20 protein-coding genes and 1 pseudogene are annotated in these 24,044 nt (G+C 34.4%); 13 read left to right on the plus strand and 8 right to left on the minus strand.

Features of this window, described 5'->3' with window-relative positions:
* Window positions 1-216: 216 nt before the first annotated feature.
* Window positions 217-777: a phase variation DNA invertase MrpI gene (mrpI, locus tag LG402_RS04475; protein WP_166540201.1), complete on the minus strand. Its 561-nt coding sequence runs from the start codon at window positions 775-777 to the stop codon at window positions 217-219.
* Between the two features lie 676 nt (window positions 778-1,453).
* On the opposite strand from mrpI, the gene mrpA reads away from it, so the two are divergent.
* The 10 genes from mrpA (at window position 1,454) to LG402_RS04525 (ending at window position 11,171) form a co-directional block, all read left to right on the plus strand.
* The gene (mrpA, locus tag LG402_RS04480; protein WP_109409403.1) at window positions 1,454-1,981 is read left to right on the plus strand and encodes an MR/P fimbria major subunit MrpA; all 528 of its coding nucleotides are present in this window, start codon (window positions 1,454-1,456) and stop codon (window positions 1,979-1,981) included.
* Window positions 1,982-2,076: 95 nt separating this feature from the next.
* Window positions 2,077-2,625 (plus strand): fimbrial protein, encoded by a 549-nt coding sequence (locus LG402_RS04485; RefSeq protein WP_162557010.1) that lies wholly within the window; start codon window positions 2,077-2,079, stop codon window positions 2,623-2,625.
* Between the two features lie 21 nt (window positions 2,626-2,646).
* Window positions 2,647-5,262, plus strand: coding sequence for an outer membrane usher protein (locus LG402_RS04490; RefSeq protein WP_166540200.1), 2,616 nt, complete (start codon window positions 2,647-2,649; stop codon window positions 5,260-5,262).
* 54 nt (window positions 5,263-5,316) lie between these two features.
* Window positions 5,317-6,075 carry a fimbria/pilus periplasmic chaperone gene (locus tag LG402_RS04495; protein WP_036932679.1) on the plus strand — a complete coding sequence of 253 codons (759 nt, stop codon included), beginning with the start codon at window positions 5,317-5,319 and terminating at the stop codon, window positions 6,073-6,075.
* 13 nt (window positions 6,076-6,088) lie between these two features.
* A complete protein-coding gene (locus tag LG402_RS04500; RefSeq protein ID WP_166540199.1) occupies window positions 6,089-6,634 on the plus strand; it encodes a fimbrial protein in 546 nt (181 codons plus the stop codon).
* A gap of 11 nt (window positions 6,635-6,645) precedes the next feature.
* Window positions 6,646-7,131, plus strand: a complete 486-nt coding sequence (locus tag LG402_RS04505; RefSeq protein WP_166540198.1) for a fimbrial protein — start codon at window positions 6,646-6,648, stop codon at window positions 7,129-7,131.
* Between the two features lie 10 nt (window positions 7,132-7,141).
* Entirely contained in the window at window positions 7,142-7,690 is a 549-nt protein-coding gene (locus tag LG402_RS04510; protein ID WP_109409408.1) for a fimbrial protein, read from the plus strand.
* 21 nt (window positions 7,691-7,711) lie between these two features.
* Window positions 7,712-8,539, plus strand: a complete 828-nt coding sequence (locus LG402_RS04515; protein ID WP_166540196.1) for an adhesin — start codon at window positions 7,712-7,714, stop codon at window positions 8,537-8,539.
* Window positions 8,540-8,560: 21 nt separating this feature from the next.
* Window positions 8,561-8,881, plus strand: coding sequence for a helix-turn-helix domain-containing protein (locus LG402_RS04520; RefSeq protein ID WP_109409410.1), 321 nt, complete (start codon window positions 8,561-8,563; stop codon window positions 8,879-8,881).
* A 715-nt stretch (window positions 8,882-9,596) separates the two neighbouring features.
* On the plus strand, window positions 9,597-11,171 hold the full coding sequence (locus tag LG402_RS04525) for an AbgT family transporter (protein ID WP_109409411.1): 1,575 nt from the start codon (window positions 9,597-9,599) through the stop codon (window positions 11,169-11,171).
* 20 nt (window positions 11,172-11,191) lie between these two features.
* Here the strand turns inward: LG402_RS04525 and LG402_RS04530 are convergent, their stop codons facing one another.
* Window positions 11,192-11,617, minus strand: coding sequence for a DUF1992 domain-containing protein (locus LG402_RS04530; RefSeq protein ID WP_227336502.1), 426 nt, complete (start codon window positions 11,615-11,617; stop codon window positions 11,192-11,194).
* 133 nt (window positions 11,618-11,750) lie between these two features.
* Between LG402_RS04530 and LG402_RS04535 the strand changes: the two genes are divergently transcribed.
* From LG402_RS04535 to LG402_RS04545, 3 genes are all read left to right on the plus strand, one after another.
* On the plus strand, window positions 11,751-12,089 hold the full coding sequence (locus LG402_RS04535; protein WP_109409413.1) for a carboxymuconolactone decarboxylase family protein: 339 nt from the start codon (window positions 11,751-11,753) through the stop codon (window positions 12,087-12,089).
* Window positions 12,090-12,448: 359 nt separating this feature from the next.
* Window positions 12,449-13,588 carry a phospholipid carrier-dependent glycosyltransferase gene (locus tag LG402_RS04540; protein ID WP_227336503.1) on the plus strand — a complete coding sequence of 380 codons (1,140 nt, stop codon included), beginning with the start codon at window positions 12,449-12,451 and terminating at the stop codon, window positions 13,586-13,588.
* 45 nt (window positions 13,589-13,633) lie between these two features.
* Window positions 13,634-14,095: a hypothetical protein gene (locus LG402_RS04545; RefSeq protein ID WP_227336504.1), complete on the plus strand. Its 462-nt coding sequence runs from the start codon at window positions 13,634-13,636 to the stop codon at window positions 14,093-14,095.
* Between the two features lie 461 nt (window positions 14,096-14,556).
* Here LG402_RS04545 and LG402_RS04550 read toward each other — a convergent pair whose 3' ends face one another.
* The 6 genes and pseudogenes from LG402_RS04550 to LG402_RS04575 form a co-directional block, all read right to left on the minus strand.
* Entirely contained in the window at window positions 14,557-15,906 is a 1,350-nt protein-coding gene (locus LG402_RS04550) for a TolC family outer membrane protein (protein ID WP_227336505.1), read from the minus strand.
* 2 nt (window positions 15,907-15,908) lie between these two features.
* Window positions 15,909-17,234 carry an HlyD family type I secretion periplasmic adaptor subunit gene (locus LG402_RS04555; protein WP_227336506.1) on the minus strand — a complete coding sequence of 442 codons (1,326 nt, stop codon included), beginning with the start codon at window positions 17,232-17,234 and terminating at the stop codon, window positions 15,909-15,911.
* 16 nt (window positions 17,235-17,250) lie between these two features.
* Complete coding sequence (locus LG402_RS04560; protein ID WP_227336507.1) at window positions 17,251-18,990, minus strand: type I secretion system permease/ATPase; 1,740 nt, start codon at window positions 18,988-18,990, stop codon at window positions 17,251-17,253.
* 163 nt (window positions 18,991-19,153) lie between these two features.
* On the minus strand, window positions 19,154-20,581 hold the full coding sequence (locus LG402_RS04565; RefSeq protein ID WP_166539055.1) for a serralysin family metalloprotease: 1,428 nt from the start codon (window positions 20,579-20,581) through the stop codon (window positions 19,154-19,156).
* Between the two features lie 334 nt (window positions 20,582-20,915).
* Window positions 20,916-22,706, minus strand: a complete 1,791-nt coding sequence (locus LG402_RS04570; protein ID WP_227336508.1) for a M10 family metallopeptidase C-terminal domain-containing protein — start codon at window positions 22,704-22,706, stop codon at window positions 20,916-20,918.
* A gap of 140 nt (window positions 22,707-22,846) precedes the next feature.
* Window positions 22,847-23,982: pseudogene (locus LG402_RS04575) on the minus strand (nucleoside permease).
* Between the last annotated feature and the right edge of the window lie 62 nt (window positions 23,983-24,044).

Below are 24,044 nucleotides of genomic sequence, written 5' to 3' on the forward strand. Positions count from 1 at the left end.
AATCAAAAAACGAATACCTATATTGAGTCACTCTTTAATTAAAAAAGAATTATTAATAACTTATTAATATCTACAATCGCAGTTATTTATTTAGTATAAAACAAATCCTAAATTTCTTAATTATATTAAAAATTAACTTTATTCTTATTGAAAAAATATAGCCTACTCTATTTAGTGTATTAATCTTCATAGCGCATATTAATAAAAAAGTGATTGTTAATTTCTTATATCCCAAATGTGAACAAAACGTTTTGAGTTGCTTGCTGTATAGATAACAGTATGTGAAATATTCCGATGTCCCAAGTAATCCTGAATTAGACGCGTATCTCTACCTAAATCAGCAAGCGCATAGCCACATGCATGGCGTAACATATGGGGATGAGGGCTTATAGATACATTAGCTTCTTTACCTAAACGGCGAAGTAATCCATATACTTGTTGACGAGAGATTGGACCTGTTTTTTGAGATAAAAAGACCCATTCTGAGTCAGATTCTCTCCATGTTTCCCTTTTTTTCAACCAGTTAACCAGCGCATCGTATTCCTCTTCTATAATAGGTTGTGTTGTTGATAAACCTCCTTTCAAGCGCCTGACGTAGAGTATCCTACTTTCCAAATCGATATCGCTTAAAGTTAGTCTGCATAGCTCACTAACACGAAATCCATGTAAAAAACACATTAAAAACATACAGTAATCTCTTTCTGGATATCGTCCTTCTTTTGCTTGCTTCAAAATAGAGTTGATCTCAAAACGTGTAAGAAACTTACGTTGCTTCATTTTTATAACCTTTTCAATGAGATAACAAAGAACAAAAGTCAATTGATACATAACTATAACAAGTAATATGTATCAATAAAGAGTTGTGTTTTTTTTATGCTTGCGCTTTTACTTGTTAATTTTAAACAAGTTTATTGAAAGTTTATTTATTTTTAGAAAATGAAAGTGATTGATTGACAAAGCGAAAAATGAGTATAGGTAGGAATTCGGCCATCTTTAGAGAAATAAACAGAATACACCAAATTGTTTACTATTATTCTCTGGCTTCTCACTTAAGTCAAATTTAATATTCATCACATATCATCATTTATTTAACATATTGATATTTATCATTATTTCAAAAATTAAATATGATTAGTTACTTTGTTTAAAATCTAGAAATAAATTTTTTTACTTTTTTCACAAATTATAGTAATTGCACTTAGAATTATAAACTCTTTTTCTGATATTTAAAGTTAGATTATCTAAATGTGTTTAATTTCGAGATGAAAATTTTTAACAAAACAATTTGGTGTATTTTGTTTTGTTTCTAACGAAATTTAATTTCGTTTTGGACGGGCACAAGTATACCAAAATTAAAAAACTCAATAATGAGTCATTCAATTAGGAATAATTCAATCCTAATGAATTTATTATTTTTAATGTCTTCGTCCTTTATATTTTAGGAAACAAAAAGATGAAATTAAATAAATTAGCGTTAGTTCTTGGCTTAGGTTTATCTGTTGCTGCGGGTTCTGCATTTGCTGCTGACCAAGGTCACGGTACTGTTAAATTTGTTGGTTCAATTATTGATGCACCTTGTTCTATTCATCCTGATTCAGAAAATCAAACTGTTCCATTAGGTCAAATTTCTACTGCTGCATTAAAAGATGGTGGCCGTAGTAATTCTCGTGATTTCAAAATTTCTTTAGAAAATTGCACAACTGAAACTTATAAAACAGTTCAAACAACCTTCACTGGTTCAGAAGATGCAGACATTTTAGCAGGCTCTTTAGGTATTGAAGGTATCGCTAAAAATGCTGCTGTTGTTATCACTGATGCGGGTGGTAAACAAATCAAATTAGGTACACCAAGTGCAGCTCAAAACTTACGTGATGGTAATAATGATCTGAACTTCGCTGCTTACCTACAAGGTTCTGCTGCAGAAGCCGCTGTTCCAGGTGACTTCACTGCAATTGCAACTTTCGCACTGACTTATCAGTAAGAAAAAATAAGTTCTGTACATGGATGTACAGAGCTTTATTTCCTGTGTCTATTTTTAACGATTTTTTTCTTACGGAGAAAAATATGAATCGCAAGATGACACCACTATGGCTATGCCTTATTGCCAGCTTACTGACAACATCGGTAATAGCAAGTGATGTAAAACAAGATAAAAACATGCATCAGCGATTTGGGGTACTTAATCTTTCAGGCTCGATCTTAGAACCATCTTGCACGATTGCAGCAGGAAGTGGTGAACAAGTTATTCCACTGACAACGGTTTCTATTCCAATGTTAGTGACTGAAGGGCGAGGACCTATTGAGTATTTTTCTATCAGATTAACGGAATGTACGCTCATTGAACAAAAAGGTCAGGAAGCGGACAACCCTCGTTTTATTGCAACGTTTGAAGGACCTTCTAACGAAAATGGTAATTTTACGCTTTCTGGTGAAGCAAGAGGTGCATCATTAGCGATAGCTGATCGTTATGGTAGACAAGCTATTCCAGGGCAACCATTGCCCCCTGTTGGTATTGATTCGAAATCAATGGCGTTACTTTATCAAGCGCGAATAGTCAAAAATAACGAAATACCCAAAGCAGGGAATTACCGTACAACGCTGCGATTTAAGCTGGAATACTATTAAATGGATCGGGTTGGATAATTTATGGCGAGATCATTCAAAACCGTTGGTTTAGGGACGGAAAAAAAGAAAAAACAACATACTATTCGGCCTGTTGCTGTACTGATCTATTTAATCCTTACTGGGGCTTCCAGTATTTCAAGTTCAGCTTTAGCAAATAGTGATATTGAATTTAATGCCGATATTCTGGATCTAAAAGATAAGCAAAATATCGACTTATCAGATTTCTCTCGTGCGGGCTATATTATGCCTGGCCGATATGAGTTTGTTGTTCGTGTTAACAATAATGAACTCCCTGAACTTTATAACATTAATTATGTAGTGCCTGCCAATGATCCTAAAGGTAGTGAACCTTGCTTACCTCCAGAATTGATCCATCAAATAGGCCTTAAACCTGAATGGGCTGAAAAAGTTAAATATCAAGATAATGGAAGTTGTCTTGATATCTCTTCCATTCCTGGAATGACAGTAAATGCAAGTCTAGGAAGTGGTAATCTTATTCTGACTATTCCTCAAGCTTATCTTGAATATTCAGCACCAAACTGGGATCCACCTTCTCGTTGGGATCATGGTATCTCAGGAGTGCTTTTTGACTATAACGTCAATGCTAACGTGACAGATCCCGCTAAAGGAAAGCAACGTCAACAAGTTACAGGTTTAGGAACCGTGGGCGCAAACCTGGGGGTTTGGCGTTTCCGTGCTGATTGGCAAGCAAGTTATCAGCATACAACGGGTCTTCCCGATAGCACTGAAAATAGTTGGAAATGGAACCAGCTTTATCTTTATAGAGCAATCACCCAATTAGGGGCTCGCCTTGTGATGGGGGAGACTTATTCACGCTCTGACATTTTCGATAACTTCCGTTTTACTGGGATTAATTTATCTACGGATGACAATATGCTACCGCCTAACTTAAGGGGGTATGCCCCTGAAGTAACGGGGGTCGCAAAAACGAATGCGAAGGTGACGATTAGCCAACAAGGTCGTGTGATCTATGAAACTCAGGTTGCTCCCGGGCCGTTTCGTATTCAAGACATTAATGATGCAGTGAGTGGCAAATTAGATGTCCGTGTTGAAGAACAAGATGGATCTGTTCAAGAATTCCAAATGGATACTGCGAGTATTCCTTATTTAACACGTCCTGGCCGAGTGCAATATAAATTATCTGCAGGTAAACCGTCAGATATGAACCGTAATACCGAAGGTCCTATTTTTGGTATGGGTGAATTCTCGTGGGGTATTAGTAATGGTTGGTCACTTTATGGTGGTTCATTAGTCTCTGGCGATTATAACTCTGTTTCTGCTGGTATTGGTCGTGACTTAATGGCGTTGGGTGCCATCTCTTTTGATGCAACACATTCTTGGGCCAAAATTCCAAGTGATAACAAGCGCTATCACGGTGGTTCTTATCGCTTAAGTTACTCAAAACGTTTTGAACAAATAAATAGCCAAGTGACATTCGCAGGCTATCGATTCTCTGAACGTGATTTTATGAGTATGAACCAATATTTAGATCGCCGTTATCGTGATGGTGAAGAAGATAACAATAAAGAGCTTTATACCATTATGTTTAGTAAGCAGTTCCCTGAATGGGGATTGAGTGCTTACTTAAACTATAGCCATCAGACTTATTGGAATAAGCCTAATAATGATAACTATAACTTGTCATTAGCCAAAGCGATGGATATTGGTCGCTTTAAAAACATCAATCTCAGTCTGTCGGCGTTTCGCAATAAATTCAATGGCACCAATGATAATGGCATTTATATGAATGTCAGTATGCCTTGGAGCGATCGTGCAACCATTAGCTACAACACCGTGATTAACAAACACGGTAATTCACATAATGTCAGTTATTACGATCGTATTGATGACAATAGTAGCTATCGTGTTGGTGCTGGCTTAAGTAGTAACGGTAAACCATCTGCAGATGCCTATCTCATGCATTACGCTGATGCAGCATTAATCACTGCCAGTGCGAGCCATATAAATGATGAATACACATCAGCCACATTATCATTGCAAGGTGGGGCAACATTGACACCAAAAGGTGGGGCATTACACCGTACAAGTCGTACAGGTAGTACTCGTTTACTTATTGATACAGATGGTATTTCTGATGTACCAGTGAAGAGTATCGGTGCTATTACTCGTACCAATGCTTTTGGTAAAGCCATACTGCCTGATATCAATGATTATTACCGTAGTAGTGCCAGTATCGACCTTGATCAGATGCCTGATAACGCTGAAGCATTACGCTCAATTCAACAACTAACCCTAACAGAAGGCGCAATAGGCTACCGTCACTTTGATGTAGTGTCGGGACAAAAAGCCATGGCTGTCATTCGTTTACAAGATGGAACTTATCCACCATTTGGTGCCAGTGTCACAACTGATAAAGGCCGAGAGCTCGGTATTGTCAATGATGGTGGAAATGTCTACCTGACAGGTATTAATAGTGGCGATGTGTTGAGTGTGCGTTGGAATGGACAAGCACAGTGCAAAGTTCAGATCCCGACATTAGTTGAAGGCATGTTTATATCTTCATTATTACTAACTTGTGGTGATGGCAATACCACACCATCAACAATCAATCAAAGAACCGAACCCTTACCTAAACCTCAATTGATCACAAAATAAGGTTAGGCAAAAGGGAAAGATAACAATAATTTCAGACAAAAAGAGTAATTTAAAATGATGTTATTAAAGCGCTTATTTGTTGTAACAACCACTTTATTGACTGGAATGATGTTTACTAGTCAAGCCATTGCCGCGATTGCTTTAGATAGAACGCGCGTCATTTTTAATGGCGCGGATAAATCAATTAGTTTAAATGTCAGTAATCAAAATAAAGAGCTGCCTTATTTAGCACAAGGTTGGATGGAAAATGAGAATGGTGAACGTATTGATTCTCCATTGCTGGTTTTACCACCAATCCAACGTATTGAACCAGGCGATAAAAGCCAAGTAAAAGTGCAGTCATTGCCTGACATTGCCAAGTTACCACAAGATAGAGAAAGCGTTTTCTATTTTAACTTGCGTGAAATTCCACCTCGTAGTGATAAACCCAACGTGTTGCAAATTGCATTACAAACACGAATTAAGTTGTTTTATCGCCCAGCGGCTATTTATGCCACTCAAACAGATCTGACTCATCCTTGGCAAGAAAAAATCATCTTAACGAAAAAAGGTGATCGTTACGAAGTGAATAACCCAACACCTTACTACGTAACATTAGTTGATGGATTGACAGGTTTACAAGGGAAAAGTCTTGATGGTTTTCAGCCATTAATGATTGCGCCTAAAAGTACAGGCACGATAAACCTAAATGCTTCTGCATTTGGTGCGTCACCAGTATTAAGTTACATCAATGATTATGGTGGACGTCCACAGATGAAATTTAGCTGTAATGGCAATGAATGCAAAGTGACAGAAACATCAGCAGGATACTAAATAGGTCTATTTTATGAAAATGGAACAGCGGTTTAGCCCAAGCAAAGCAGTGTTGAGTTTTATTCTGGCAACATTTACTGGAGGCCTAAGTTTTACTGCTGTTGCGAATTTACCCGCTAGAGCGGTGAAAGATGTTATTCCAGGAATTGTTTATATCAATATTACTGGGAATGTTATTGCCCCACCGCCTTGTTTGATCAATGACGGCAAAATGATTGAGGTAAATTTTGGCGAAGTGATGAGTACGCGTATTGATGGCGCAAATTATAAACAGCCAGTTCACTATACTGCGACGTGCCAAAAGATGCCGACAAATGCAATGAAGGTTTATATCACTGGCAGCGCAACTGGATTCGATTCAAATGCACTACAAACAGATATTACGGGATTAGGGGTGCGTATTTTATATCAAGGCCAATTATTAGATTTAGGCAAAGCGATTAATTTTACCTACCCTAATTTGCCTGATTTAGAAGCTATTCCTGTTCGTGATCAGAGTGCCACATTAAGTGGTGGTGATTTTGTCGCTAGTGGCACGTTGCATGTGGATTATCAGTAAGGGGCCAGAAAATGAATAAATTAAAATACATATGCCTGATTGCATTACTGAATTCTTACGCGGTCATGGGTGCAGATACGCCGAATATGAAATTATTTGGCACCTTATTAGTTCCACCTCCTTGTGTTATCAGCAATAACCAACTGATTGATGTCTATTTTGGACACAACGTAGGTATTCATAAAGTAGATGGTATTAATTACACCGAATCAGTGAATTATCAACTGGTCTGCGATCCAAATTTAAAAGGATGGGATTTAGGTCTTTCTATTATTGGACCTAAAACACAGTTTGATGAAGCTGCGCTACAAACCAATATTCCTGATTTAGGTATTCATCTCACACAAGATGGTCAGCCTTTTAAATTAAACGAACGCATTGCGATATCACCGGATAATCCTCCAGTGATCCAAGCTGTGCCGGTTAAAAGACCGGGTAGCACGCTACCTGAAGGTGCATTTGAAGTTTCAGCAACACTTCTTGCTGAATACCAATAGGAGCGTATTGATGAAAATGAAAAGATTATCGATCCCGTTCGTTTTGGGCTTTATCACATTTATGGGATTAACATCAACGGCGTTTTCTGCACCAGACAATATGTACTTTCACGGCATATTAGTTGATGAGCCTTGCACCATAAAACCTGGTGATGAAACCGTTGAATTAGATTTTGGCAATATTCCTGATAAGAATCTTTATGCATATCAAAGAACACCAAGCAAATTATTTCAAATTCGCTTATCTGAATGTGATCTCACGATTGGTAAAAGCGTCAAAATTACATTTAAAGGTGATGAAAACCAAGCCATGGCAGGGCAAGGCTTTTTAGCGATTAGCTCAAGTAGCCAAGCGGCAGGAATTGCGGTTGGATTGGAGTCTGAAAATGGAAATGCCTTACCTGTTAATAAAGAGACAGACAAACTTTCATTAAATGCGGATGACACTATTTTAAATTTTTATGCCTTTATTCAAGGGGAACCGGATGCGATTGCCAATCAATCCATTAAACGCGGTCCATTTAGTGCAATAGCCACATTCCATTTGAATTATGACTAATTATTAGGGTTGAGGTTTTCTATGTCTATATTAAAGCGATTTCCAGCTTTATGTATTGCAATAGGTTTGCTGTTTTCAGCGCCGGCGATGGCATCTATTTTTTCTTATATAACACATTCCGAAGGTGAGCCTGCTCACGCCACATATACCTATGTTATTCAACGCTGGGATCCTGAAGACCCTTATACTCCCAACCCTTGTTATGGCTGGAGTAAATGCTGGATAACAATTAACCATAAGCATGATGCTAATGGCTCTCCAGGTTCGGCAGTAAGAAGTATTGTTCGCGTTGAAAAAGAACCTTATTTAGCGGGGGTTCGTGATGCCGTTATGAGAGTTGAGAGTTTTCCAATACAAGGAACGGCAAGACATGATGGTGATCCTCTGACCTCAAACCAAGAGTGTGTTGGGCTATTTTATGAATCTAAGGAAGGCGGCTGGTCTCCAAATGGACGTTTATTACCGGGATCATTATGTGGTATTGCACCGCCACCCGTTGGTGCCTGCAAAATAACAGAAGGAGCTGTAAACCTTAATTATGGCGATATTGACGAATTCAGTTTAGAAAATGCAGCACGCGCTCAAAATATTAATGTGACTTGCAACTTAGCAATGAAAGTTCTGGTTATTGCATCAGGCTCAGACAGTGGCCGAGTTCCATTACGACCTGATAATAGCCTTTATGCTGATTTATTTCTTGATGGTTATCCTGGTGAAAGAGGCTCTGTAATTGATGTTCCTAAAAACGGAACCATACCTGTAGAGGTTAAATCAATTTTACATACCAATGGTCGCGTTGCACCAGGTTATTTCTCTGGTTCAGGTTCAATTATTTTAACGATGCCTTAATCATGATAATGGGTGAATATTATGATGAATTACGATTTTACAGATATTGATGTTAATGCGTTAGTTGGAAAGCGAATTCAAAAAAAGCGTAAAGAATTGGGTTATACCGGTATGCAAATTGCTGAAAAAATTGGTGTAAGCCAACAGCAATTCTCTCGATATGAGCGCGGGATGAACAAGATAGATTTAAGCTATCTTGTTTTATTAGCTAGCTATTTAAATACACCTATTTATTGGTTTTTTGAAGATTGCTTTATACCAAAATCCTCATCAGAAAATCTGCGTGTTGATAAACGTAGCAGTATCATTGCTGAAGCGACACCCGATGTCTTTTTATACTAATACATACGACTAAATAAGATCCAAATTTTGGTGTTCTAGTGTGTATGTGTTTCTTTGATTGATTACCTAATTGGTAAGGCAAGGGAGACCTTGCCCTTTTTTTATATAAAAAGTATTAAATTGTGAGATGAACTTGAGTTGTTATTAAAAAGAGTAAGTATTACTTGCTTTCTTTTTTATCTTTAAAAAATCAGCAATACTATTTTTAAATATTAACTTTTCAATTTTAATCGTTCCTTCCTTAGATTATCTATTCTTCATTCTACGTATAATATCTACTGTAAAATTACCTATTTACGTTACAAATAAACTAAGCTTTTAACCTATCTTGACCATTTATTCGACATTATTTTCTCTTTTATAGTAATTACAACCGTTACTATCAGGTTTATCAGAGTGTTTAATCGATTCTGGCTATTAATTTAAGATATTTTCAGTCATGAAAGGTTAATAAATAATCATAATAATGTTAAAAAATGTTACCTTATGCACATTTTTTAATTTTAGATACTATAAATTAATTTTAATGTAAGTGATTTATAATTGTATGATTTATTTTTATCTAATTGTTTAATAAAGTAAAAAATATATTATCTAATAATTTTATCATGATATTTATCTTAAATAAGGCGGTTGTAAATAGGATTAACAGATAGTCATAACAAAAAGGGTTGTGTACTGTGCATTTTCTGTTTTTTTATAAAAAGGATAAATGATGCAAACAAAAAAACAGGGAGGCAGTCGCTTTCTACGCACAGTGGAGTGGTTAGGAAACGCGCTACCCCATCCCGTTATTTTATTTATTATTTTAATTGCTATTTTACTTGTCTCTTCGGCGGTTGGTGAATATTTTGGTGTTACCGTACAAGATCCCCGACCAGAGGGCGCTAAAGGACGCGCTGAAGATGGCTATATTCATATTATTAGCTTGTTAGATGCCGATGGTATTCGCCGTATATTAGCCAATATTGTCACAAACTTTACGGGATTTGCCCCTTTAGGTACGGTGCTGGTGGCATTATTAGGTGTCGGTATTGCTGAACGTGCTGGTTTATTATCCGCAGTTATGCGTTTAGTGGTAATGAAAGCACCACGTAAAATGACCACTTTAGCCATTGTGTTCGCAGGTATAATGTCGAATACCGCTGCTGAATTAGGGTATGTAGTATTAATACCGTTATCAGCAATTATCTTCCATTCATTAGGACGACACCCTCTAGCGGGACTTGCGGCTGCATTTGCTGGGGTTTCTGGTGGTTACTCTGCTAACTTGCTCTTAGGTACGATAGATCCATTACTATCGGGCATTACACAGCAAGCGGCACGTATCATCGATCCAACTTATATCGTGGGTGCTGAAGCAAACTGGTACTTTATGTTTGTCAGTACATTCCTGATCACTTTCTTAGGTTACTTCATCACCGAAAAAATCGTTGAACCTCAATTGGGTCCATATAACGGTAATGAGCTTGATGAAGAAGAAAATGATTTAAGGAATGCGGCTGAAGTTACGTCATTAGAAAAGAAAGCATTATGGGCTGCAACGGGTACATTTATTGTTATGTGCGTGATTTTGGCGCTAACTGTTGTTCCTGAAAATGGCATATTGAGAAACCAAGAAACAGGGCTAATTGGTAATTCTCCTTTCTTAAAATCTATTGTTGTCTTTATTTTCTTATTCTTTGCAATTCCGGGTATCGTTTACGGTTGGGTTGCTAAGACAATGAGAACAGATAAAGATATTGTTGATGCCATGGCGAATTCGATGAGTACGCTTGGGCTTTATTTAGTTATTATTTTCTTTGCGGCCCAATTTGTTGCTTTCTTTGGTTGGACAAATATTGGCCAGGTTATTGCTGTTAAAGGTGCTGCATTACTTAACAGTATTGATATGCCAAGTGGTTTGTTGTTTTTAGGGTTCATTTTAATCTGTGCCTTCATTAATTTAATGATAGGTTCGGCATCGGCACAATGGGCGGTAACAGCACCTATCTTTGTACCAATGCTAATGCTTGCAGGTTATGCACCAGAAACAATCCAAGCAGCATATCGAATTGGAGATTCTGTTACTAATATCATCACCCCTATGATGAGTTATTTTGGTTTGATATTAGCGGTTGCTACGAAATATAAGAAAGATACGGGTATTGGTACTATGATTTCTATGATGTTGCCATATTCTGTTATTTTCTTAATTGGCTGGTCACTCTTATTCTACTTATGGGTATTTGTATTCCATTTACCAGTAGGACCTGGCTCACCAATCTATTACACACCAACAGCAGGTTAATTCTCTGCTATAACAGAAGCTTATACAGAGATGTATAAGCTTTTTTCTTTTTCTTTTTCTTTTTTATCCATTTCTTTTTTATGATTTGCCAATTTCTCAGTTAATTGGTTGGCATAATCTGCATGTAAAAACTGAGTATCTAAACCTGCTTGTTGTAATTTTAATTCGAGCAATACTAAACGCTTTTGCAACGATTCATGCTCTTCTCCTGTTTCACTCAGCGTACTTAGAATTTCGGCTAGAGATAATGCTTCTTTTCTATCTTGCATTTCAGGAGGTAAGAAACCTGCATTTTTTAATAAATGATAGCTTGCTCTAAGTGACTCAGGTACATGACTATTATCATCAAGGATCAGAGGTTTTCCTTCACCTTTAAGTGATGATAGCTCACCTTTTTGTAGTGCTTGTTCAATGTGGCGTTCAGCCCATTCATCAATAATTGACATTCTAAACCTCGTTATTTTGAGATTATTTTAAGCAGAAAAGATCACACATGCTCAATTTATCTTGATCAAATTATATGATTTGATATTATATTTTTATATTATATAAAAATATATATTAACTAAGGGATATCTAATGAGTAAGTACAAAGAAATAGTAACAGACATTGCAAATAACATGGGAGCATTGTCTCAAAATATTCCAGAAGTGATGAAAGCTTTTATGAGTACCACAAAAGCAGGGGGCAAAGAAGGAGCATTAGATTCAAAAACAAAAGAATTGATCGCGATTGCAATTGCTGTTGCCAATCGTTGTGATGGTTGTATTGGGTTCCATACTAAAACTTTAGTCGAACTCGGTACAACAGAACAAGAACTTGCAGAAGCATTGGGCGTTGCTATTTATATGGGTGGCGGCCCTTCAGTTATGTATGCCGCCAACACTATGGGTGCTTTTAAAGAATTTAGTAAATAAGATTTTTATCATTATATAACTAAAATAAAATAGTCATAAGGCCAGAATAAGTTCATTCTGGCCTTTTTATTTCTTATAGCTTGTTTATTTTTTGTTTAAGTTAAAAGTAGTGAAATAAAAATATCTATTATTAAAAATAGATTAATAATAAATTAAAAAATGATGAATTAAAGCAATCAACTCTATCAGTATATATATGTTTTGTTTTATAAATTGTAATTATTTCAATGTGTTGTGTGTCATTGTTGCTGTGTTTTAGTTAATTATAAATTAATGAATAATAATTGAATTTTTTATAATATAACCATTCTAACTAATTAGTTTTTGTAAGGTGAGTTTTCTATTTTAATGAGGAATGTATGAGCGTCAGTTTTATAGAAAGATATAAATGGTTTCTACTTTTTATTTTTATATTATTAACTTATTTCATTCCTTTAGAAACGCGGCTATTGTGGCAACCAGATGAAATTCGTTATGCCGAAATTAGCAGGGAAATGCTGACATCAGGTAATTGGTCTGTGCCTTATTTGCTCGATATTCGCTATTTTGAAAAACCGGTTTTAGGGTATTGGCTAAACAGTATTGCACAATGGTTATTTGGAGGTGGTCATTTCTCCGTTCGCATTGTTGTTGTCACCTCAACGTTATTAACCAGCCTATTTGTTTATCGAGCTGCTTTGTTAGTTTGGCATAATCAATCTCTGGCATTTAATGCATTAGTGGTATTTTTATCCTCTTTTCTTGTGTTGTCTATTGGCACTTATAATATCCTTGATCCTATAGTGACTATGTTTGTTACTATAGCAATGTATTATTTTTTAAGCGGATTATTGACAACAGATAAAAAATCAAAAATTTATGCTTCTTTTTTAGTCGGTATTTTTTGCGGTTTAGGTTTTTTAACTAAAGGATTTATTGCAGTTGTTTTGCCCACATTAGTCTTTATGATTACAGCAATTAGCTTATCTCGTTTTAAAGAAGTCCTTTGTTATGCGCCAATAGCGCTTATCTCTATGTTTATTATTGCAGGTCCATGGGTAATTTCAGTTGCACTTCAAGCCCCAGATTATTGGCATTACTTTTTTTGGATTGAACATGTACAGCGTTTTATAGCAAAAGGATCAGCAAGATCACAACCCATGTGGTTTTACTTGCCTATTATTGTTTTCGGCATTTTACCTTGGTTAGGGTTTCTATTCGGTACACTTAAATCTGCGCTTTTTTTGAAAAAAGGCACTCTCTATTTTTCATTTTGGCTATTTATCTTTTTTGCGTTCTTTTCAGCCTCTAGTGGCAAGTTATTAACTTACATGTTGCCTTGTTTTGTTCCGTTATCCATTTTGATTGCGAGTTACATGGAAGAATTGAAAAATAACCCAAATGAAAAAATTCATACTATTAACGCAATAATAAATACAGCCTTTGGAATAACAGGTGTTTCTATTATTATTTATTCTCTTTATTCATCTCGATTTACACTATATGAAGTAGATGAGTAGCATAAAGTGATGCTGGCGATAGGGGGATTTTTTATATGGAGTCTGATGGGAATTGCTTCATTCTTTAAATCAACACGTTTGCTAACTTTATTTTGTTCTGTTGGATTAAGTCTTGCTATTGGATATGCGATCCCACATAAAATTGAAAGTAAAAGCACTCCTGAAAAAGCAATTAATCATTATTATAGTGAGCTAGCAAATAAGCCTTATATTTTAGCTGATGAAGTCGGTATTGGAACGTCACTAGCATGGGGATTGAAACGTACAGATATTCGTCTAACTGAAACGAGAGGAGAGCTTGCCTATGGTTTAGCATATCCTGATGTGCAAAATAAATATTATGATCTTAAGCAACTGGTTAACTTAATTGAAAAGAATAACTATCAAGGTATTGCTATTGTTTTGGTCAGACCTGAGCGCAAAGACATATTATCCGTTATAAGCCAATTAAAGATAAAACCTATTGTAGAAAAACAGGGTGATCTAACATTTGTTTTCTTTAACTGACTGATTTTTAAATCTATTTATATGTTGTAAATAGGGAGCTAAAATGTCATTCAAGTTTTGTCATGACTTAGATTTGATTTTTTGTGTTGTTTTTATGTGGTCTAAGTTAAAAAATAGATTTTGTTGATGAATTTATTTTGCTCTTTTTCGTTTTAATGGTAGGTTTAGATTGTGTCCATTAAATCGGAGTTAGCTAAGCAATATATGACAAGTCACTTTACTTTATCAGAACCCCCGCCCAAACAAAATGTACTTATGAATGGGGGTAATTTATGCTGATTTTCCTAGCTGAATGTTTTATCGGTCTAGCATCAATTGCTCTTACTCACCGTGTATTAACGTTGTACGGTACTAAAAAGAAGTGATGGCTCCCCGCTAGCTAAAATAAGTAATCAATGATTACTTATAATGTAAAGTCCTATATCCAACATGATGTAGGACTTTTTCGTTATATTAATATATTATTGAAAATAGCCTTCAATGAGTTTTATTTTTTCAATATCCAGAGTGTTGGTATATTGATGTAATAATGCCCAAGCTTGAATATAATCATATTTAGCTTTAATTAAATCTTGTTGAGCACGATATAATAATTCTTCAGCATTAAGAACATCCACCATGGTTCGTTGCCCGCCAATATAGCTTTTTTGAGTTGCATCTAATTGTAATTTAGCGGAGGAGACAGACTGTTCATATGCATTCAATTTTATATTACTGGTCGTACAAATTTGATATTGATGACGTAACTCTTGTGTAATTTGCTGAATAGTAGCATCCCTTTCAAAAGCACTCATCTGATACATCGCGGTAGATTGACGCATTGATGCTGTCGTTTTTCCGCCATTAAATAAAGGTAAACTGACATAAAATCCAATATTGGCAGATTGGTATTTCTGATTTACCGTATTATTACTATCGGAATCACTATTAGAATAAGAAGCATAGAGTTGTACTGTTGGAAAAAATTCACCTCTGTTTTTTTCTACTTCTTGTTTCGCTATTGCCATTTCATAGCGTGCAGTTTGAATATTGAGGTTATTTTGCATGACTTCCATTTCCCAATCTTCATAATTGCTGGGGGTGATGGGTTGTAATATAAAATTTTTGCTATTTAATTTTGCAATATGCTTATTATAAGGAAGTGGAGAACCAATCATTGAGCTTAGTTTATTTTTGGCATTTTCTAGTTCAAGTTGAATATCTGTGTATTGAGACTGAGTTAAATATAATCGCGTTTGGATTTCTGAAATATCTGTTTTTGTTCCTTCACCTAACTCAAATAAACGTTGGCTAGACGTAAGCTGTTTTTTATAAATTTCTTGCTGAGAAAGATTTAATAATAATTTATCTTGGGCATAGGCTAATTCAATATAATGATCAACCAACCTAATTACGAGTTCAGAGAATTTTACTTGAAAACGGCTATCTGATAGTAACGTTTGTATAACTGATGATTTGTAGTCACTAAAAGCAGTGTAATCAAATAGAGGTTGGCTAATAATCGCACTGACAGAGTGACTTTGGTAATTTTGATATTCTGTTCTCTGTAATTCTCCTTGGCTAGTATTAATTGGATAAACTTTACGTTGCCAATTTCGTGGATTATTTTGGTAATTAACATGAACACTAGGAAGTAACTGGGATAATCCAATGTTTTCATACTCTTTGCCTGCAACTTGTTCATTGATTGCAGCATTAAAAGTAGGATCATTTTTTACAGCTAAAAAATAGAGATCAGACAATGTGATAGCAAAAGTATGAAAACTGAACATCCATATCAATATAATAGTAGAAAGTTTTTTTATTAGCATAATTACTCTTCCGTTAAAGAAGTATGAACTCTATCTAATACAGGTTTAAAGAGATAATTGAGTAATGAACGATCGCCTGTATTAATAAACACATCAACGGGCATACCAGCCTTTAATTTACTTTTATTATCAGCAAGAAGTGTATTATCTTTTACATTAATAAATACTTGATAATAGGGTTCCGTTGTTCTGTCATCAATAAGTCTGTCTGCTGAAATTAAAGTAACTTCACCCGGAATTTTAGGTGTTGTATTTTGATTAAAAGCACTGAACATTAAATCAACAGGAAGTCCGGGAGTTACTTTGTCAATTAAATGAGGAGCTAAACGAGCCTCAATAATTAATTGATGATCTTGAGGAACAACTTCCATCAATGTTTGTCCTGTTCTAACAACACCGCCTTGTGTAAAAACAGATAAATCCATTACTGTTCCTGAAATAGGGGCAGTAATTTGCATTTTGGCCAGTTTATCCAATTCAATAATAAGTTGTTTTTCAGTTTCACTTATTTGTAATTGAATTTGATTAAGCTCAGTACGTGCTGATTGATAAAAGTTAGCATTACGTTGTAATATCTTCTGTTCATACTCTAGTTTTTGTTTTTCTAAGGTACTAATTTGTCCTAAGGTATCATTAAGATGATTATTATTTTCAGCAAGTTCACGCTCAACCTCTTGATAACGATGACGGGGAATATAGCCTTCAGTAGCAAGAGTGCGTAAATCTTTTATTTGACTCTGCAAACTATTAATTTGGTTTTGTTTGTTTAGTATTGATCTTTTTAGATGAATTAAACGATTAGAAATACCATCAATAATGGCGTTATAACCATTTATTTCACTATGCAATTCAATATATTTTTCATTAAGTAATCTATTTTGTAGTTGTAAGTGTTTATTTAAGCTCTCTGATGATGAATAGTATTTTTCGGTAGAGTCTAAAATAAACTCTGTTTTTTCATTGAGTTGAGCATAAAGGCGTTGTTGAGTTATAAGTAAATTGTCATATTGATCTGATAGGGATTTTACTAAGGCTTTTGATTGAATGGGGCTTAATTGAATAAGTGTTTGGCCTTCAGTCACACTATCCCCATTCTTCACTAAAATATCCGTGATAATGCCTTCCACGGATGCTTGAACACTTTTTTTGTTGCCTGAAATGGAAACATTACCTGTGGTGGAAACCCCTTTGTCTAAAGGTGCAAATGCAGCCCAAAAAATAAAGACAGCTAAGCCTAAAAGAATAACAGACCATCCTATTATTAAGAATTTTTTAGGATCATCGGAAATGTTTTTGACTATATTAATTTCATTTTTCTCTGTGATCATTGTTATTTTCTCAATATTAAGAATTACTTTGAGTAATAGGTGTATTTGATGGTGTTTGGGTGTTTTTTATTATTGATGAGTTATTTAATTCAGCAATAACGGCGGTTCTGGAACCAAATAATTTAGTGTGTCCATCAAAAAGAACTAAGAGTTTATTGGTCACTGAAAGCAATTGCTTTTGATGAGTAATTAAAATAACTGTTTTTTTATTTTTCTTGAGTATTTGAATTGCTTGTATTAATGCTTTAATACCCAAATCATCTAAATTAGAGTTAGGTTCATCTAAAACGACTAATGTAGGATTGCCATATAATGCGCGAGCTAATGCAATACGTTGTCGTTGCCCTCCAGATAAACCTTCACCATGAGCACCAATAAGTGTTTCATACCCATCAGGAAAACGTAAAATCATTTCATGAACATTGGCCATTGTTGCAGCCTGAATAACTTTTTGTGAGTCTATTTCTGAAAATCGGGCAATATTTTCAGCGATAGTGCCTGGAAAAAGAGCAATTTCTTGAGGTAGATATCCAATATATTGGCCTACTTCATTTTTATTCCATTGATATATATCTGCATTATCAAGGCGAATTGAACCTGTTTTAACTTCCCATATACCAACAATAAATTTAGCTAAGGAAGATTTACCTGAAGCACTAGGACCGATAATTCCTAACACATCACCAGGAACTAGTGAGAAATGTATATTATTTAATAATACTTGTTCAGTTTGGGGATATTGTGCCTGATTAATGTTAACTGTTAATTCACCTTTAGGTGAGGGTAATGCCATTTTTTTATTTTCTTCAGGGTAGGTTTTTAGTAATGTCGTCAATCTTTTATAGGCTTCTTTACTACTGTCCCAGTTTTTCCATACACCAATAACTTGTTCAATCGGTGCTAAAGCACGACCTAATAATATTGATCCTGCAATCATCATTCCTGGGCTAATTGTATTGTCTATTGCAAGCCAGCCACCTAATCCTAGCATTAAGGATTGCAATGCCATACGAGTGACTTTCGTTATTGCATTAACTCCCGCTGCGTTATCACTTGCCTGAGTTTGTGCTTGTAGATATTTAAAGTGGGTAATTTGCCATTGTGTTCTTAAATAATTTAACATTCCCATTGCTTCAATGGGTTGTGGATGTTCGAAATGATGGCCTTGTATGACTTGTGCTTGATTAGCAAATTCATTAGCTTTTTTTAATGATGTTCTAGACAAGTATTCATTAAGAATAGCTAATGAAAATAAAATTAGCGCACCACATAATGCAAATAACCCTAACCAAGGATTAAATAAAGCAATAACAAGAAGGTAAATAGGAAACCAAGGTAAATCAAAAAAGGCAAAAATAGCATGGCTTGTAATAAATTGACGAATTGTGACTAAATCATTAAAAGCTAAAGAAGAATTAATACCCGGTGTTTTATTTAATCTAGCTTGATATGCGGCGGTATAAATACGCGAATTAAGTGATAAATCAAGCTTGTTACTCATCCTAATTACAATGATACTTCTTAAATATTCTAGTCCACCCATAAAAATAAAGAGAGCTAACATAATAAGTGTTAGCATCAATAATGTCATTTCATTACCAGAAGGTAATACACGGTCATACACTTGCAACATATAGATTGAAGGAACTAGCATTAAAATATTTATTAGTGCTGTAAATATTCCAATGGAAAGAAATACTTTTTTTCTCTCTTTTATAATACTGGTTATTTCATTGTTATGTTTGCTTTCTGGCATAATATTATTCCTGATTTTATTTTTATCTACTTATTTATACTTGTGATTTTTTATCTATACGCATGATAATTTATATTTATTTTTTTTAAAAAATATAAAAATAACTCCATGTAAGTAAAAGAGGGCAGGAGAATACTATTTCTCCTACCCAATAAATCACGACTTAAACAATAAAATCAGTTTCGTAATTAACAAATCCTACAATATCAATTTTGAAATCAGCGCTAGAGTCATAACCATAAGCATTAATAGCGAGTTCACTTGAGTTTGTTGATTGATCATATTTAATGGTTGCCTCACCTGAGCGACCTGTAAAATTATCAACAAAATTAAGGAATTTATGACTGAAGGTATTTTCGATTAGCTCTGATAGATCAATCTTATCAATGCCTGATTTGAAATCCATAATCTTGTCCGCGGCTGAGACTAGAGAGTCGGAGATTTCTTTATAAACAAAGGTATTGCTACCTGTACCGCCCCATAATGTATCTTGGCCACCGCCACCATACAGTATGTCGTTACCACCACCACCGATGAGAATATTATCAGCATCATTTCCATAGATAATATCATTACCAGAGCCACCGATTGCGTTTTCTATTGTAACGCCTTGGGCAATAGAAACGTTTTTCTGTAGTCCGCCAACATCAGAGAAATGACCCTCACGTAAATCAATCACTTGATCTTGATAATATCCTGAGAAGTCAAATGTATCGTTACCACCACTGTCCCAAACGGAGAATATTAATTTATCGTTACTGCTTGTTGCAGTGTAATAATCAATACCTGTATTTGAGTTGAAGCCGTAAACATCATCACCTGTTCTGGTTGTTGTATTTGCACCATAGAGGTATTGCATTGCTGAAATATCATGAAGTAAAGGAGCACCCGCATAAGCACCTTGGAAGTGTGCACCAGTTTCATATTCATCCCAATAACTCATTACAGTATATTGGCGACTATCTTCAGCATAATCAGATTTTAAATAACCCGGTACGTTTTCTCCTGCGTTATAGTCTCCAGGATGCATTAAACCAAGTGCATGACCAATTTCATGAATAATAGTTAAGCGACCATAATTGCCTAATTCAGGCGTTGTATTACCCGCATAATAATAATCACTAAACCAAGCTTGGCCTGAAACATCACGCCCATAATAATCATAGGTATTTGGTAATGTTGCATAAGCTTGGAACTTGCCATATGGATCAGTAATGTTCCCAAAAGTAATGTCTGATTTTACATTTGGGCTTACTTCTGTAAATTTAATATTTGCGATATCAGACCATGCATCTAAAGATTGTCTTGCATGTTCTTTCTGTGTTGAATTAAATCCATAGGGATTTTTATCACCAAAGTCATTAAATTTTTTACCGGCCCAAGTTGGGAACGAATACGTTACTTCTGCCGCTTGTCCAATAACATATTTCCCATTCCATGTGGAATTTTCGCGTGCGATATGTTTTCCTGCGGTATCATAATCAAAAGAAGGTAGAGTCTTAGCTGAGAAATTATAAAAAATTCCACTCTTATCTAATAAATCAGAAACATTAGATAATCCTACTGCTTTTTTTAATAAAGAAGAACCCATAATATCCTCCGGATATCAAGTTTAGGTTAAGTTTATTTTCATATTGAAAATAGTTTAATTATCTGGTGAGTACCAGCGATAATAAAGATAGCTATTTATTGATATTAATCTAGAGGGGGAAAATATGTTTTTAAATAATTGTGAAGTGAGATGTGTTTTAAGTCAGAATAATTTAATGAAGTAAATAGATCATGGGTTATTTTATCTTTAGGTATTTTTTATAATGTTATTATATGATTACGTCATGATTTTATCATATTATATATTCCATTTTGTTATTATAAGGCTTAAAATTTTTAAACCTTATAATGTATTTATATTATTTTTAAATGTATTAAACATTGTTTAGAAAAAGATCTTCATAACTAAAATTACCCATAATATCTATTGTCAATTGATTATTTATTAGTTTGTCATTATTGGTTATTTCTAATGTGGTTTTCTTATTGTTATAAGAAATATTTATTTTATGATTTTCATCAGAAAACTCTTTTGTTAATGATGGTTTTATTAATACTTTATCTTTTGGTAATTGAAATAAAATGGCGTCTTCATTTTTGTTAAAATCATAAATAATGTTATGACCATAAGTATTATTCTCTAAGCTAAATATAAAAATATCCTTTCCTTGGCTACCAAACAATTTATTGTTACCCCCTTTGATAATAAAGGTATCATCATGGTATCCACCATCAAGAATATTGTCGCCTTCTATAGCTATTAATACGTCATTACCTGAGCCGCCATAAAGAATGTCCTGACCTCTTCCACTAAAAAGAGTATCATCTCCTTTTTCACCAAAAATAAGATCATCGCCATCGTCACCGTAGAGGGTATCATTATCAATGCCCCCATAAAGAGTGTCATCTCCATCCCCCCCATAAAGGATATCATCGCCTTGCTCACCATAAAGAGTATCATCACCTTTTTTACCGCTTAAGGTATCATTTCCCTTATTTCCTTTAAGATAATTATCAACTTGATTACCTAAAATATAGTTGTCTTTTAATCCACCTAATGCATTTTCAATAACAGTCCCGAAAGCAATTGAAATATTATTTTCTAATCCGCCTATACTAGAAAAAGCACCTTCATTAAGATCTATTTTTTGTTCAACATCATATTGAGAAAAATCTAGTGTATCGTTACCACCTGCATCCCAAATACAACTGATTATTACATCTCTATCTGTATTGAGAGTATAGGCTTTTCTTTCAGTGTTAGAATTAAACCCATATACAGTGTCACTTGTTCGAGTTGAGGTATTTTTACCATAAAGTTGTTGAATTAAATAAATATCAATAAGCATTGGGCTCATTGGGAAATTATCATGAAAATCAGCATATTCTTTTTGTGGCATATTGTATGCCATGACTGAATACTGGAAACTATTTTCTTTAATATTGAGATTGTTATTATCATTAAATGTATGTGGTAATCCTAAAGCATGGCCTATTTCATGTATATAAGTATAAAATTTATATGTTCCTTTTTTAGATGGTTCTAAATTATTTTCTAAGTGAGAATTAGCATTTAAATTTCTAAATAAATGAATATCATCTTCATTTTCAATATAATAATAATTTATATTATCGGATTTTTTCATGAAAGCATCTATTTTAGGTTTTCTTACTGGTGTAATATGTGATTTATTAACTGTTTTTATATATTTTGTTTCAGAAATATTTAACCAAACCTGCCCTGGTTCGCTATAGTCTGAAATGCTAGAGATTTCTTTTTCTGGGTGTTTTTCTTTTGTAGGGTATGTTGAAAAACCGCCTATTTTAAAAGAATGTTTTTCATAATATTCAAACACATTATTATAAAGACCAATTCTTATATCAGTATCATGTCCAGCTTCTTTTTCTATGAATTTAATATTAGTGATATCAGCCCATAACTGTAATATCTCTTTTGCTAAAGCTTGTTGAGGTTTGTTTAGTGTAGTTATTGTATTATATTTATCTGTTCTTAATTCAGTATATGTTGGAAAACTAAATGATATCTCTGTAAATTTATGGCTAGGATGTGATTTTTCCCATATAGCAATATCAATTCTATTTTCTTTCATTACATCAATGATAGAGTAAAATGCTTTTGTTTTTTTTATAGTAGATGAACTCATGGATATAATTCCTTTTACATGAAGTGTAAAAGGAATTTTATATTACTATGATTTTTAATCTTTTAAAATAAGACCAAATAAAAATGGTAATAAGTTTAAAATTATCTTACTACCATTTTCTAAAATAGAAGTGGAATTAATTAACTATGAACTAAATTTCTTTTCTCTTTAAAAGCAAATACAAAAATAATTGCTAGAATTAATGTATATGAAGCAAATATTAACCAAATAGAGTGCCAGTCTTTTATTCCATCGATTGTAAAATGATCTACGACCATGCCACTTAAAATGGAACCCGCGTATGCACCAACACCATTGACCATAGTCATAAATAACCCTTGAGCACTGGCTCTTATTTCAGGTTTTACTTCATTTTCGATATAAATAGAGCCTGAGATATTGAAAAAATCAAATGCACAACCATAAACAATCATTGAAAGCATTAGCAACACAAAACCCCAAGGAGAGGGATTACCATAAGCAAATAATCCAAAACGTAAAGTCCATGCAATCATACTAATTAACATGACTTTTTTTAATACCAAAACGTTTGAGAAAGAAGGGAATTGCTAAGATAAAGGCCACTTCAGCCATTTGTGATACTGATAATAAAATTGATGGATATTGAACAATTAAACTATCAGCAAATTCAGGGTTTTTAGCAAAATCATGAATAAAAGGACTACCAAATGTATTAGTAATTTGAAGTACTGCACCTAATAGCATGGCAAATAAAAAGAAGACGGCCATTATAGGCTTTTTAAATAAAACAAAAGGAATAGAGTGCCAAACAAAGCGAAGCGACTGATGCAATATATAGTTGAGTGTTGCTGAGTTCTAATTTAAGTAAGCTAACACACCACATGGCGATAATAAAACCTATCGTGCCAAAAACACGAATAGGGGGGAAATTAGCAACAGAATCTAATTTGTGTTTATTTAAACAGAAATAGCCAATTGAGTTTGAAAGTGCAATTGTTGGCATAAAAGCTAATGCATTAATGAACATAACCCAGAACATGATGGTAGGATCAGTCACTGATGCTGCAAAAAATAAAGCAATAGCACAAATAATATGACAGATAATATATAAACGATTAGCGGGAATAAATTTATCTGCAATTATTCCGAGTAAACCAGGCATAATGAGGGCGGCAATACCTTTTGAGCCATAAACTAACCCCACTTCAACCCCAGTGAAATGTAATGTTTGCATCATGTATGCACCTAGGGTGATTAACCAACTTCCCCAGATAAAACATTGCATAAACATCATGCCTTTGAGCTATATTTTTATTCCCATAACAATCTCCACTGTTGGGGGATAGGATTAGAGTG

It is taken from the genome of Proteus sp. NMG38-2 (genome assembly GCF_020640995.1).
GTDB lineage: Bacteria > Pseudomonadota > Gammaproteobacteria > Enterobacterales > Enterobacteriaceae > Proteus.